At 62.7% G+C, this 14,128-nt stretch carries 13 protein-coding genes and 1 pseudogene; 12 read left to right on the top strand and 2 right to left on the bottom strand.

Annotation, left to right across the window (positions count from 1 at the left end; translation table 11 throughout):
• Positions 1-97 precede the first annotated feature (97 nt).
• The 3 genes from L9Z73_RS14210 (at position 98) to L9Z73_RS14220 (ending at position 3,980) form a co-directional block, all read left to right on the top strand.
• Entirely contained in the window at positions 98-1,339 is a 1,242-nt protein-coding gene (locus L9Z73_RS14210) for a 2-oxo acid dehydrogenase subunit E2 (RefSeq protein WP_345894164.1), read from the top strand.
• A 4-nt stretch (positions 1,340-1,343) separates the two neighbouring features.
• A complete protein-coding gene (gene lpdA, locus L9Z73_RS14215) occupies positions 1,344-2,723 on the top strand; it encodes a dihydrolipoyl dehydrogenase (protein ID WP_247401934.1) in 1,380 nt (459 codons plus the stop codon).
• A gap of 237 nt (positions 2,724-2,960) precedes the next feature.
• Positions 2,961-3,980: a branched-chain amino acid aminotransferase gene (locus L9Z73_RS14220; protein ID WP_247401936.1), complete on the top strand. Its 1,020-nt coding sequence runs from the start codon at positions 2,961-2,963 to the stop codon at positions 3,978-3,980.
• A gap of 129 nt (positions 3,981-4,109) precedes the next feature.
• Here L9Z73_RS14220 and L9Z73_RS14225 read toward each other — a convergent pair whose 3' ends face one another.
• Positions 4,110-5,003 carry a GNAT family acetyltransferase gene (locus L9Z73_RS14225; protein ID WP_247401938.1) on the bottom strand — a complete coding sequence of 298 codons (894 nt, stop codon included), beginning with the start codon at positions 5,001-5,003 and terminating at the stop codon, positions 4,110-4,112.
• A 216-nt stretch (positions 5,004-5,219) separates the two neighbouring features.
• Between L9Z73_RS14225 and ctlX the strand changes: the two genes are divergently transcribed.
• The 7 genes from ctlX (at position 5,220) to L9Z73_RS14260 (ending at position 11,174) form a co-directional block, all read left to right on the top strand.
• Positions 5,220-6,146, top strand: coding sequence for a citrulline utilization hydrolase CtlX (gene ctlX / locus L9Z73_RS14230; protein WP_247401940.1), 927 nt, complete (start codon positions 5,220-5,222; stop codon positions 6,144-6,146).
• A gap of 16 nt (positions 6,147-6,162) precedes the next feature.
• Complete coding sequence (locus tag L9Z73_RS14235) at positions 6,163-7,209, top strand: ornithine cyclodeaminase (protein ID WP_247401942.1); 1,047 nt, start codon at positions 6,163-6,165, stop codon at positions 7,207-7,209.
• A 256-nt stretch (positions 7,210-7,465) separates the two neighbouring features.
• The gene (locus tag L9Z73_RS14240; protein WP_247401944.1) at positions 7,466-8,245 is read left to right on the top strand and encodes an ABC transporter substrate-binding protein; all 780 of its coding nucleotides are present in this window, start codon (positions 7,466-7,468) and stop codon (positions 8,243-8,245) included.
• A gap of 171 nt (positions 8,246-8,416) precedes the next feature.
• The gene (locus L9Z73_RS14245; RefSeq protein WP_247401946.1) at positions 8,417-9,118 is read left to right on the top strand and encodes an ABC transporter permease; all 702 of its coding nucleotides are present in this window, start codon (positions 8,417-8,419) and stop codon (positions 9,116-9,118) included.
• Positions 9,115-9,828 carry an ABC transporter permease gene (locus tag L9Z73_RS14250; protein ID WP_247401948.1) on the top strand — a complete coding sequence of 238 codons (714 nt, stop codon included), beginning with the start codon at positions 9,115-9,117 and terminating at the stop codon, positions 9,826-9,828. Before L9Z73_RS14245 ends, L9Z73_RS14250 begins: the two co-directional genes overlap by 4 nt.
• Before the next feature lie 3 nt (positions 9,829-9,831).
• Positions 9,832-10,671, top strand: coding sequence for an ABC transporter ATP-binding protein (locus L9Z73_RS14255; RefSeq protein WP_247401951.1), 840 nt, complete (start codon positions 9,832-9,834; stop codon positions 10,669-10,671).
• Positions 10,672-10,676: 5 nt separating this feature from the next.
• Positions 10,677-11,174, top strand: a complete 498-nt coding sequence (locus L9Z73_RS14260) for an Lrp/AsnC family transcriptional regulator (RefSeq protein ID WP_029296543.1) — start codon at positions 10,677-10,679, stop codon at positions 11,172-11,174.
• 197 nt (positions 11,175-11,371) lie between these two features.
• Here the strand turns inward: L9Z73_RS14260 and L9Z73_RS14265 are convergent, their stop codons facing one another.
• The gene (locus tag L9Z73_RS14265; protein ID WP_247401953.1) at positions 11,372-12,709 is read right to left on the bottom strand and encodes a lysine N(6)-hydroxylase/L-ornithine N(5)-oxygenase family protein; all 1,338 of its coding nucleotides are present in this window, start codon (positions 12,707-12,709) and stop codon (positions 11,372-11,374) included.
• A 138-nt stretch (positions 12,710-12,847) separates the two neighbouring features.
• Here L9Z73_RS14265 and L9Z73_RS31485 point away from each other — a divergent pair.
• Positions 12,848-12,953, top strand: a pseudogene (locus tag L9Z73_RS31485) (hypothetical protein); the annotation flags it as partial.
• Between the two features lie 136 nt (positions 12,954-13,089).
• On the top strand, positions 13,090-14,128 hold a 1,039-nt coding region (locus tag L9Z73_RS14270; protein WP_247401955.1), incomplete at its 3' end, for an alpha/beta fold hydrolase.

A 14,128-nucleotide genomic window follows, 5' to 3' on the forward strand; every position in this document is an offset into this window, starting at 1 on the left:
CACCGCCGAATGGCTGCGCGACCAGCACTTGGCCGAGCGCCCGCGTCTGGCGGAGGGTTTGAAGGTCGAGGCGGGTTGGGAACTGGCGGTGGAAACCGTGCTCGGCGCCGACCTGCAAGCGGTGCTGGTGGATGATTTTGCCGGTTTCGACCTGGCCGGCTTTGCCCAGGGCGATCTGCGCTTGCTCAGTCCTGCCGCCGATGGCACCCGTGTGCCGGGCAGTTTGCTGGATAAAGTCGAGGCCGCGATTGACCTGTCGCCGTGGCTGGGCCAGGTCAAACCGGTGGAGTCCCTGGAGCAGGCCTTGGCCCAACGCGGTCAGTTGGGCGCCGGCGAAAGCCTGATCAGCCGCGACGGCTATTGGGTCGGCCGCCACTTCCTGCGGGTGTGCCGTGCCAGTGAAGCGCAGAGCGGCGTATTGGCCCGTGGCCAGGAAATCGTCAAGCTGATCGCCGAGCGTGAAGAGCGCGAAGCCACCCTGGAAAGCCTGGAAACCGAACTGCAAACCCTGCGCGCCACCCAGCGTCAGCAAGAGACCGGCCGCGAACACCTGCGCCGCCTGTTGCAGGACGAAGCGCGCCAGCAGGGCGAATTGAAAGCCCAGCTCTCGGCGAGCAAGGCCAAGGCCGAGCAACTGACCCTGCGCCGCACTCGCCTCGACGAAGAAGTGGCCGAGATGGGCGAGCAGCGCGCTCTCGAACACGAACAGATCGGCGAAGCGCGCCTGCAATTGCAGGAAGCCCTCGACAGCATGGCCCTCGACGAGCTGCGGGTACACCTCAATGAAAAACACGCTGCGACACGCGGCAAGCTGACACTGCTGCCGTTCATCGTGCGCGCCATGGTCGTGGCGTTGCGCGACTTCCCGCAGATCAACGCGCGTTACGACGACGAAGCCCAGGTCATCACCCGCCTCGGTGCGGTGCATGTGGGCGTCGCCACCCAGAGCGATGTAGGCCTGATGGTGCCGGTGGTACGTCACGCCGAAGCACGCAGCCTGTGGGGCAATGCCGAGGAAATCGCCCGCCTGGCCACCGCCGCGCGCAATGGCAAGGCCAGCCGCGACGAGCTGTCGGGGTCGACCATTACCCTGACCAGCCTCGGCGCCTTGGGCGGCATCGTCAGCACGCCGGTGCTGAACCTGCCGGAAGTGGCCATCGTCGGCGTCAACCGCATCGTCGAGCGGCCGATGGTGATCAAGGGCCAGATCGTGATCCGCAAGATGATGAACCTCTCCAGCTCGTTCGATCACCGCGTGGTCGACGGCATGGACGCGGCGCAATTCATCCAGGCCATTCGCGGCCTGCTCGAACAACCCGCCAGCCTGTTCCTGGAGTAAGGGCATGACTCAGACATTGCACACCACCCTGCTGATTATCGGCGGCGGCCCTGGCGGTTATGTGGCCGCGATCCGCGCCGGTCAACTGGGTATCCCGACCGTCCTGGTGGAAGGCCAGGCACTGGGCGGCACCTGCCTGAATATCGGCTGCATCCCGTCCAAGGCCTTGATCCATGTGGCCGAACAGTTCCAGCAAAGCGTCCACCACAGCCAGGGTTCGCCCCTGGGGATCGAAGTCGATGTGCCGACCCTGGACATCCGCAAAAGCGTGGAATGGAAAGACGGCATCGTCGATCGCCTGACCACCGGGGTTGCCGCGCTGCTGAAGAAACACAAGGTGCAGGTCATCCACGGGTGGGCCAAGGTGGTGGACGGCAAGACCGTCGACGTCGGCGACCAGCGCATCCAGTGCGAACACCTGCTGCTGGCCACCGGTTCGAAAAGCGTCAACCTGCCGATGCTGCCGATTGGCGGGCCGATCATCTCGTCCACCGAAGCCCTGGCGCCGACCCGCGTGCCCAAACGCCTGATTGTGGTGGGTGGCGGTTATATCGGCCTGGAACTGGGGATTGCCTACCGCAAGCTCGGTGCCGAGGTCAGCGTGGTCGAGGCGCAGGAACGCATCCTGCCGGCCTATGACGCCGAACTGACCCAGCCGGTGGCTGAATCCCTCAAGCAATTGGGCGTGAAGCTGTACCTCAAGCACAGCGTCACCGGCTTTGAGCACAACCGCCTGCAAGTGCGCGACCCGAAGGGTGACACCGTGTCGTTGGACACCGATCAGGTGCTGGTCGCCGTGGGTCGCACCCCCAACACCCTGGGCTGGAACCTCGAAGCGCTGAACCTGGACATGCACGGCGCGGCGGTCAAGATCGACCACCGCTGCCAGACCAGCATGCGCAATGTGTGGGCCATCGGCGACCTGAGCGGCGAGCCGATGCTCGCCCACCGGGCCATGGCCCAGGGCGAAATGGTCGCCGAACTGATCAGCGGTCAACACCGCGAATTCAACCCGGCGGCGATCCCGGCCGTGTGCTTTACCGACCCGGAGTTGGTGGTGGTCGGCAAGACGCCCGACACGGCCAAAGCCGCGGGCCTGGACTGCATCGTGTCGAGCTTCCCGTTCGCGGCCAATGGCCGGGCCATGACCCTGGAGTCGAAAACCGGCTTCGTGCGGGTGGTGGCGCGGCGTGACAATCATCTGATTGTCGGCTGGCAGGCGGTTGGCGTCGGCGTGTCCGAGCTGTCCACCGCCTTTGGGCTGAGCCTGGAAATGGGCGCGCGCCTGGAAGACGTAGCGGGCACCATCCACGCCCACCCGACCCTCGGCGAAGCCGTCCAGGAAGCCGCGCTAAGGGCCCTGGGCCACGCCTTGCATATGTAACCGGGATAGTTTCTGTGGCGAGGGAGCTTGCTCCCGTTCGACTGCGCAGCAGTCGCCTGCGGCTGGGGCCGCTTCGCAACCCAGCGGGAGCAAGCTCCCTCGCCACAACAAGCCAACTCCTGCAAAGACCGCATGTAACTGGAAGACCAGCAGCGGAATGCAGTATTGTTGCGCCATCCAGAAAAAAACCGATAAGCCTGCCTTCAACCAGGCGGTTGACCAGAGATAGAGGGTGTCATGGGTAACGAAAGCATCAATTGGGACAAGCTGGGTTTTGACTACATCAAGACCGACAAGCGGTTTATCCAGACCTGGAAAAACGGCGAGTGGCAAGCGGGCACCCTGACCGAAGACAACGTGCTGCACATCAGCGAGGGCTCCACCGCCCTGCACTACGGCCAGCAATGCTTTGAAGGCCTCAAGGCCTACCGCTGCAAGGACGGCTCGATCAACCTGTTCCGCCCGGACCAGAACGCCGCACGCATGCAGCGCAGCTGTGGCCGCCTGCTGATGCCGCAAGTGCCGACCGAAGCCTTCATCGACGCCTGCAAGCAAGTGGTTCGCGCCAACGAGCGGTTCATCCCGCCGTATGGCAGCGGCGGCGCGCTGTACCTGCGCCCGTTCGTGATCGGCACCGGTGACAACATCGGCGTGCGCACCGCGCCGGAGTTTATCTTCTCGGTGTTCGCAATCCCGGTCGGCGCCTACTTCAAGGGCGGCCTGGTGCCGCACAACTTCCAGATCTCCGGCTACGACCGCGCCGCACCACACGGCACCGGCGCCGCCAAGGTCGGTGGCAACTACGCCGCCAGCCTGCTGCCAGGTTCGGAAGCGAAAAAAGCCGGCTTCGCCGACAGCATCTACCTGGACCCGGCCACGCACTCGAAGATCGAGGAAGTCGGTTCGGCCAACTTCTTCGGGATCACCCGTGACAACAAGTTCATCACACCGAAGTCGCCTTCGGTGCTGCCAGGCATCACCCGCCTGTCGCTGATCGAACTGGCCAAGACCCGCCTGGGCCTGGAAGTGGTCGAGGGCGAAGTGTTCATCGACCAACTGGATATCTTCCAGGAAGCCGGCGCCTGCGGGACTGCCGCCGTGATCTCGCCGATCGGCGGCATCGAGTACAACGGCAAACTGCACGTGTTCTACAGCGAGACCGACGTCGGCCCGATCACCCAGAAGCTCTACAAAGAGCTGACCGGCGTGCAATCCGGCGACGTCGAAGCGCCAGAAGGCTGGATCGTCAAGGTCTAACCCAAACACACTGCAAACCCCTGTAGGAGGGGGCTTGCCCCCGATAGCGGTGGCTCAGTCAATATTGCCGGTGACTGACACTCCGCTATCGGGGGCAAGCCCCCTCCCACATTTGATCTGCGATCATTCTCAGGATTGAGTCGGGATATTTTCCACCATCTTCTTCCCCATACTGATCCTCGGCTCCACCCCATACCCCAACGCCTCGTAGAACCCCACCACCGTGTCATTGCCGCCGGTGATCTGCAGGTTGATCTTCATACACCCCAAGGCACTCAAAGCCTGCTCCGCGTGCCGCACCAGTGACGCACCCAGCCCTTGCCGGCGATAGTCAGCGCGCACCGCCACCGAATACAACCAACCACGATGCCCGTCGTACCCCGCCAGAATCGTGCCTATCACGACGTTCTTATCCGTCGCCACGAAGAACAGCCCGTCATTGACCGCCAGCTTCTTATCAATCGCCAGGGTCGGCAGGTTATGGGCGGTGTCATAACCAAAAGCCTCCTGCCACAACGCAACCACCTGCGCCCGGTGCAGACGGTCGCGATAGGCGCCGATGGGGTGGCGCGACGACAGCGCCTTTTCCATCACCAGCGTGCGTTCATGGCCATGGTAGACGTCACGCACGGTGTGAAAGCCCAACTTGGTGTAGAACGGCTCGGCCGTCAGCGAGGACGGCACACTCAACACCGTCACCCCGGCCTCACGGGCGCGCAATTCGATTTCAATCATCAGCAGCCGACCAATGCCCTGCCCTTGCAGCGCCGGGTTGACGAACACCGAGCGCACTGCATTGCCGTCAAGGGCCGCGGTGGCAACGATCACCTGATCCTGAACCGCCACCAGCACCACCCGGCGCCTAAGCAGTTCCAGCACCGCAGCGGGCGAAAAGTTGCCCGCAACCCGGACGATCACCTCGGCCGGGTAATCGCGCGCATTGCTGCTGTGCAAGGCAGCGAGGATGACCTGGCTGATCCCATCTGCGTCGGCGGCCTGGGCAATACGAACGGCGATAGACATGCACTCTCCTTCCTGACTCGGATACCACAACCACCCCCATACTAATGTGGGAGCTGGCTTGCCTGCGATAGCGGTCCGTCAGTCAGCACAGCCGATTCGGCTGCCCCACCCAACTTTTCAGCTTTCCCGGCTGAGCACCCCCTGGGTTTCAGCCGAGATTCCCCCGCCACAACGCACAAAATAGCCCCACTGCTCAACCCATGGATTCGTGCCCCCATGCAAACCACCAACACCGTCTTGATGATTCGCCCGGCGCGCTTTGCCTTCAACCCGGACACCGCGATCAACAACCGTTTCCAACGCCAGCCCCTCGATCCGCTCAGCGCACAGCAAAAAGCGCTGGAAGAGTTCGACGGCTATGTCGACACCTTGCGCCAGCATGGCGTCGAAGTCCTGGTCGTGCAGGACACCCCGGCGCCGCATACCCCCGACTCGATTTTCCCCAACAACTGGTGGAGCAGCCATGCCGACGGCAGCCTGGTGCTGTACCCGATGGAAGGCCAGAACCGACGATTGGAGCGCAACAAGGGCGTGCTGCAAGTCCTCGAACAACGCTTTGCGATCAAAGACACCATTGACCTCAGCCATCTCGAACACCAGAACATCTTCCTCGAAGGCACCGGCAGCATGGTGCTCGACCGCCAACACCGGATCAGCTACGCCTGCCACTCCGGGCGCACGCACCACGACGCCCTGCGCCAGTTCGCCGAACGCCTCGACTACCAACTCTGCGTGTTCCACGCCGTCGACCGCCACCATGCGCCGATCTACCACAGCAACGTGATGATGAGCGTCGGCCGCAACCTCTCGGTGGTGTGCCTGCAAGCCTTGCCGGACGCCGACGAGCGCCAGGCCCTGGAACGCTCCCTGCGCGACACTGGCAAGGACATCCTCGCCCTCGACTTCGACCAGTTGGAAGCCTTCGCCGGCAACATGCTCGAAGTCCATGACCGCGACGGCCAGCCGCTGCTGGTGATGTCCGCCAGCGCCTGGAACGCCCTGCAACCCGCCCAGCGCCAGCATGTGGAACGCCACACGCGGCCGGTGGTGGTGAACATCGACCACATCGAACGCATCGGCGGCGGCAGTGCCCGCTGCATGCTCGCGGAAGTGCATCTGCCCGCCCGCGCCACCTTCCAATAAATACAGGAGCCACTCCATGACCCGCTATATCGACGTCAACGACCTCAGCTACCTGGTCTCGCAAAAAGGCCTGCAAACCTGCATCACCGAGATGGCCGACTACATCCGCGCCGACTACCTGCGGTGGCAGGATTTCGAGAAATGCGCACGCCTGGCCAACCACTCGCCGGAGGGCGTGATCGAACTGATGCCGGTGTCCGACGCGTCGCTGTACGCGTTCAAATACGTCAACGGCCACCCGAAAAACACCCAGGCCGGCATGCTCACCGTGATGGCCTTCGGTGCCTTGGGTGATGTGGATACCGGCAAACCGGTGCTGCTGGCGGAAATGACCCTGACCACCGCGATTCGCACCGCCGCCACCTCGGCCCTGGTCGCACGCTACCTGGCCCGGGACAACAGCCGCAGCATGGCGCTGATTGGCAACGGCTCGCAAAGCGAATTCCAGGCGCTGGCCTTCCACACCCTGCTGGGCATCAATGAAATCCGCCTGTTCGACATCGACGCCAAGGCCACTGCCAAGCTGGCGGCCAACCTCAAGGCGTTCCCGGCAATCAAAGTGATCCTGGCCGCCAGCGTGGCCGACGCGGTGAAAGGCGCGGACATTGTCACCACCGTCACCGCCGACAAGGCCTACGCGACCATTCTCACAGACGAGATGATCGAACCCGGCATGCACCTCAACGCCGTGGGCGGCGATTGCCCGGGCAAGACCGAGTTGGACCGACGCATCGTCGAGCGCGCCCGGGTGATCGTCGAATACGAACCGCAAAGCCGCATCGAAGGAGAAATCCAGCACATGCCGGCCGATTCGCCGGTCACCGAACTGTGGCAAGTGATCAACGGCCAGGCGCCCGGCCGCGAGAATGCGCGCCAGGTCACTCTGTTCGACTCCGTGGGTTTTGCCATCGAAGACTACTCGGCCCTGCGCTACGTGCTGGACGTGGCCAAGGCGCTGGATGTCGGCAGCGAACTGGAACTGGTACCCGACCTGGCCAACCCGAAAGACCTGTTCGCGCGCCTGGCCCAAGCGCCAAGCGCACAGCACAAAAAGCGCGCCTGAAACCGCTCTGGCCTGCCGCTTTGCGCCAAGGGCAGGCCAGGATTTCAAGGGTGAAAAGCCGATTCAGCGGGTGCGACAGCCGATTCCGCTGCATTGCTTGTTTTAACAGCGCAATTCGCGCTTTGAGCACGGGGTAAACGACACAAAAAACGCACCATCTTGAAGCATTCTGAGCGCGACCGAAGAGTCAGTAAATGAATGCACGCTGCACCCCTTTGACTGCCCTGACATCAATTACAAAATATAGGGACTCAACATGACGCCACTCCGCTCACTATTCGCTGCGTTGCTGTTGCCGCTGTGCGCCACCGCTGCACACGCCCAAGACTGGAAAGAAATCCGCTTCGGCGTATTCCCCGAGTACCCACCCTTCGAATCCGTGGCCGCCGATGGCAGCCTGCAAGGCTTCGATATCGAGTTGGGCAACGCGATCTGCGCCAAACTCGAAGTCAAATGCACCTGGGTGCATAACGAATTCGACGGCATGATCCCCGCCCTGCGCGCGCGCAAGTTCGACGCGATCATGTCGTCCATGGCCATCACCCCGGCTCGCGAGAAAGTCATCGACTTCAGCGACCGATTGTTCCTCAGCCCCACCTCGGTCATCACCCGTAAAAGCGCCGACTTCGGCGAAACCCCAGACTCCCTGAAAGGCAAGCAAGTCGGCGTGCTGCAAGGCTCGTTGCAGGAAGCCTATGCGCGTGCGCACCTGGCCAAGCTGGGCGCCCAGATCAAGGCCTACCAGTCCCAGGAGCAGAACTACGCCGACCTGCAAAACGGCCGCCTCGACGCCACCCTGACCGACAAACTCGAAGCCCAGCTCAACTTCCTGTCCAAGCCTGAAGGCGCCGACTTCAAAACCGGCCCGGCCTTCAAGGACCCGACGCTGCCCCTGGACATCGCCATGGGCCTGCGCAAGAACGACCAGGAACTGCGCGCGCTGATCAACAAGGGCATCGCTGCCGTACAGGCCGATGGCACCTACGCCCAGATCCAGAAGAAATACTTCGGCGATCAAGACATCTACAACGAGTAAGCCAACACCGCCCCTTTTGTGAAAAGGCTTGTGTGGGAGGGGGCTTGCCCCCGATAGCGGCGGCTCAGTCAGTACATGTGTCGACTGGAACACCCTCATCGGGGGCAAGCCCCCTCCCACCAAAGCCCGCTCCCCCAGGGGTATGTCTGCGCCCTTTAGAGATCTCCCCCCATGAACGAATTCCTCAACCTGCAGGGCTACGGCCCCATGCTCGCCCAGGGCGCCTGGATGACGGTCAAGCTGGCGTTCCTGGCGCTGGGCCTGAGCCTTGGCCTGGGCCTGATCGCCGCCGGCGCCAAGCTCTCCAGCGCCAAATGGCTGCGGCTGCCGGCCACGCTCTACACCACGCTGATTCGCAGCGTGCCGGACCTGGTGCTGATCCTGCTGATTTTCTACAGCCTGCAACTGTGGCTGAACGACCTGACCGAAACTTTCGGCTGGAACTACTTTGAAATCGACCCGTTTACCGCCGGAGTGATCACCCTGGGGTTTATCTACGGCGCCTATTTCACCGAAAACTTTCGCGGCGCGATCCTCAGCGTGCCGGTCGGCCAACTGGAAGCCGCGACCGCTTACGGCCTGAGCCGCTGGCAGCGTTTTCGCCTGGTGCTGTTCCCGCAGTTGATGCGCTTCGCCCTGCCGGGGCTGGGCAATAACTGGCTGGTGTTGCTCAAGTCCACGGCGCTGGTGTCGATCATCGGCCTGTCGGACCTGGTCAAAGCCGCGCAAAACGCCGGCAAGACCACCAACGAACCCTTGTACTTCCTGATCCTTGCGGGCCTGGTGTACCTGGTGATCACCACCCTCTCCAACCGCATCTTCAAGCGCCTCGAACGGCGCTACAACCTGGGCATCAAGGGGATGGCGCGATGATCGAACTGTTCCAGCAATACGGCCTGGCCTACCTGTTCAGCGATGGCGCGGGCTTGTCCGGGGTGGCGATGACCCTGTGGTTGTTCATCATTTCGGTGCTGTTCGGGTTTTTCCTGTCGATCCCCTTGGCGCTAGCGCGCGTCTCTGAGCACTTTTGGCTGCGCTGGCCGGTGGAGGTGTACACCTACCTGTTTCGCGGCACGCCGCTGTATATCCAACTGTTGATTTGCTACACCGGGCTGTACAGCCTGGAGGTGGTGCAGGACAACGCCCTGCTCAACCAGTTCTTTCGCAACGCGCTGAACTGCACGCTGCTGGCGTTCGTGCTCAACACCTGCGCCTACACCGTGGAAATCTTCGCCGGGGCGATCCGCAACATTCCCCATGGCGAAATCGAAGCGGCACGCGCCTATGGCCTGCACGGCTGGCGGCTGAACCTGTTTGTGCTGGTGCCCGCCGCGCTGCGCCGTGCATTGCCGGCCTACAGCAATGAAATGATCCTGATGCTGCACGCCACGTCGCTGGCGTTTACCGCCACCGTCGCCGACATCCTCAAAGTGGCCCGCGATGCGAATGCCGAGACGTTCCTGACGTTCCAGGCCTTCGGTATCGCCGCGCTGCTCTACATGCTGCTGTCCTTTGCACTGGTGGGCCTGTTTCGACTGGCCGAACGTCGCTGGATGCGTTTTCTTGTTCCTACCCGAGGCTAACCCATGAATCAGTCCGCGCAGGCCCTGGCCACTTATCCGGTTGATGCACCACTCGCTGCCAAGACCGCTACCGACACCGCCGCGATCAAACTCCAGGTCGAAGGCATCCACAAACGCTACGGCGAACACGAAGTGCTCAAAGGCGTGTCCCTCAACGCACGCAATGGCGACGTGATCAGCCTGATCGGCGCCAGCGGCTCGGGCAAAAGCACGATGCTGCGCTGCATCAACTTTCTCGAACAGCCGGACGCCGGCGTCATCACCCTGGACGGCATCAGCATCGAAATGCGCCAGGGCCGCGCCGGCACCCACGCGCCGCACCAGGCACAACTGCAGAACCTGCGCACACGCCTGGCGATGGTGTTCCAGCATTTCAACCTGTGGAGCCACATGACCGTGCTGGAAAACATCACCATGGCCCCGCGCCGGGTGTTGGGCGTGAGCGCCGCCGAAGCGGAAAAGCGCGCGCGAATGTACCTGGACAAGGTGGGCTTGCCGGGCCGAGTGGCGGATCAATACCCGGCGTTTCTGTCCGGCGGCCAACAGCAGCGCGTTGCCATCGCCCGAGCCCTGGCGATGGAACCGGAAATCATTCTGTTCGACGAACCGACCTCCGCCTTGGACCCTGAGCTTGTAGGAGAAGTCCTCAAAGTCATACAGACGTTGGCTGAGGAAGGTCGTACCATGTTGATGGTCACCCACGAAATGGGCTTTGCCCGCCAGGTGTCCAGCCAAGTGCTGTTCCTGCACCAGGGCCGGGTCGAAGAGCAAGGCGGCGCCGAGATCCTCGACCATCCCAACAGCGAACGCTTGCAGCAATTTCTTTCCAACCGCTTGAAGTGAAACCCATGGATACCAAGGCCAACGGACCCCATTCTTCCCCTGCGCTGGATCGCATCGATGAGGCGATCATCGACGTGCTGCGGCATCAGGGGCGTATCACCTACGAAAAGCTCTCGTCGCTGGTGCATCTGACCCCCAGGCCCTGCCTGGAGCGGGTGCGCAAGCTCGAACGGCGCGGGGTGATCCGTGGGTACGGGGCGATCATCGACGTGCAGATGGTCTCACCGGGGCTGTCGCTGCTGGTGCTGGTGGCCTTGTCCAACCAGAGCGGGCGCTCGGCGCAAAAGGCTTTCGAAGCCTGCGTCAAAGCCTGCCCGCAGGTGTTCGAATGCCAGTTGATCAGCGGGCCGTTCGACTACAGCCTGCGCATGCGTTGCCGGGACATGGAGCATTACCGGGTGCTGACGGAAACCTGGTTGAACAACGACGAGTTGCACATCGACAAACTGGTGGCCCACCCCGAACTCGCGGTAGTCAAAAACACCGCCACCGAACTGGCCTGACCGCCCCCCCCCAACAAACACCGAAGATCAAATGTGGGAGGGGGCTTGCCCCCGATTGCAATCTGTCAGCTACAAATTAGTTGACTGATACACCGCAATCGGGGGCAAGCCCCCTCCCACATTTTCTCAACCGTGCCCGCTTAATATTTTCTTACCCTGCTTTGCCCCTACAAGCGTGCAGCCCGAACACCCGTTCGTCAGCTCGCCGTAGCGAGCAGCAAATCCTGCACCGAACGCCCCTGCCCACGGTGGCGATCATGCGCATACAACGACGCCGCAATCTCATCCGCCCGGATCGGCAGCACCGACAGCAAGGTATCGCTCAACCCATGGCTGGCCTGGCTGAAGCCCTGGATGTAGATGCCAGCCTTGCAACGCTCGTCGGTGACGATGCGGTAGTCGCGGCTGACTTCGAAGTCGCTCATATAAGCCTCCAGCGGCGCCAGCAGTTGGCGGTGCATCTGGCGCTCGTAGCCGGTGGCCAGGATCACCGCGTCGTAATGGCTGACGCTGGTTTCGCCCGTGGCGTTGTGGCGCAGGGCCAACTCGATGCCCAACGGGCTGGCGCTGACGTGCTCGACCACGGTCAGGGTGCGGAAGGCCTGGCGCGCAGTGCCGGAGACTTTCTGACGATAGAAGATGCCGTAGATGCGCTCGATCAAGTCCAGGTCGACCACCGAATAGTTGGTGCTCTGGTACTCGGCTACCAGACGCTCACGCTCGGCGCTGACCTGCTGGAACACCAGGTCGGTAAAGGCCGGCGAAAACACTTCGTTGACGAACGGGCTGTCATCCGCCGGCTTCAGCGCCGAACCGCGGAGGATCATGTCGACCTGTACCGACGGGAAGCTGTCGTTCAAATCGATGAACGCTTCGGCCGCACTCTGGCCGCCGCCGATCACCGCGATGCGCATCGCCTTGCCCTGCACGCAGGGTTGTTGGGCCATGCGCGCCAGGTATTGGGAATGGTGGAAGACCCGGGGGTCATCCTTGAACGCCTTGAACACTTCGGGCACACGCGGTGTGCCGCCGGCGCTGACCACCACCGAACGGGTGGTGCGCACATGCTGCTCACCCAGCGCATCGCGGGAAATCACACGCAGTGCGTCAACCTGTTGCTGGTGCAGGATCGGCTCGATGGCCAGCACTTCCTCGCCGTAGCGGCTCTGGGCCTGGAACTGCCCCGCGACCCAGCGCAGGTAGTCGTTGAACTCCATACGGCACGGATAGAAGGTGCCGAGGTTGATGAAATCGACCAGGCGGTTGTGGGCTTTCAGGTAGTTGACGAAGGAATACGGGCTGGTGGGGTTGCGCAGGGTCACCAAGTCCTTGAGGAACGAAATCTGCAGTTCGCTCTGGGTCACCAGGGTATTGCCGTGCCAACGGTAATCGGCCTGTTTATCGAGAAACAGCACGTCCAGTTTGCCCTGGGCCTTTTCGCGCTCCTGCAGGGCGATGGCCAGCGCCAGGTTCGAAGGGCCGAAACCGATACCGATCAGGTCGTGAACCGCGGGCGAAGCAATTGCCTGTGTCATTCCAGTGTCCTCTGGATAAGCCCCTTGGCGGTGGGGCGGGAATACCTTCACGACCTGCACAACAGGTCACGTGTTGATAGGAAACGAGGACAGTGAATTTAAATTTAACCGATCGACGCTCAGGGCGCGTCCCACTCGCGCATCCTGTACGCAGCCCCGGACCTAAATGTGCAACGGCGCCTGTCACGCCAGCATTGCCTTGTACAAAGCGTTAGGCGGCGGCTGGGAGACCGACATCCGATAAACGAAAGTCGCATTTCGTACACGTGCCGTTTTGTCCTCCTACATTTTTCCCCCCACGGTCCTTGGTAAAAAAGTCGTCCCGAATCAGAAGCCACAACAGTGGCTTCTTTTTCTCACACGACTGGCCAGGATCGCTGATGAACCCCCTTCCAGCTGCAAGCGCAATTACCTACCGTTGCCTGGTGCTGGTTGCAGCCCTGGCGCCCGCCAGCGCTCACGCTGAAGCGCCGCGTTCACCGTTCGGCATCGAATGGTTCCTGGACTGCCCGCAACCGGCGCTCGAACATCTGGACCCAGAGGTCATCGAACGCACCCAATGCGGCATCGTCACTGCGCCCCTGGACCATGCGGCGCCAGAGCGCGGTCGCATCAGCTTCGACATCACCCGCGTCGGCGCCAAACTGCCGCTGTCACGCCAGGGGGCATTATTCGCCAACCCAGGGGGCCCCGGGCTCGACGCCGGCGGCGCCTTCGCCGTACACCTGGCCACCGTCTGGAAGCATTACGCCCGGCAACCCGACTGGGGCGACACCTACCGCCAGTTGGCCGATACCTATGATGTGATCGAAGTCACCCCGCGAGGCCTGGGCCGGCTGCCAGGGTCACGTCTGGAATGCCGCTCCGAGGGGCGGATCGTGCCGCAAGGGGATGTCAGCGAAGACCGTAGCGCGGCCAACCTCGCCGCTGCGCGCCAGAATGCCCGGTTGATCGCCCAAGCGTGCGCCAGCCACCCGCTGACGCCGTACATCACCACCGAGCAGACCGCCCGCGACCTGGAATTTGTGCGCAAACAATTAGGCGAGTTGCAGTTCAACTACCTGGGCAACGCCTACGGCACCTGGCTCGGCGCCTGGTACGGCGGCCTGTTTCCAGCGAACGTGGGGCGCATGGTGCTCGATTCGAACATCAACTGGACCTCAACCTTCGAGCACGCCAGCCTGATCGTCGCCGGCGAAAAGGAGAAGATTTTCGAGCGCTTCGTGGCCCAGCCCGCCGCCCTCGACCCTGGCGTGTATCAACTGGGCGACACGCCAGCCGCCGTGCGCCGGGTGTTCATGGAACTGCTGCCCAGCGTGCGCACGGCCCTGCGCTCCAGCAACCGCTTCTACAGCGACCCCACCGGCCTGATGAGCGCCCACCTGCTCAGTCGCTGGCTGCGGGAAACCCCCGACAGCG

It is taken from the genome of Pseudomonas emilianonis (genome assembly GCF_023072625.1).
GTDB classification, from domain to species: domain Bacteria; phylum Pseudomonadota; class Gammaproteobacteria; order Pseudomonadales; family Pseudomonadaceae; genus Aquipseudomonas; species Aquipseudomonas paraveronii.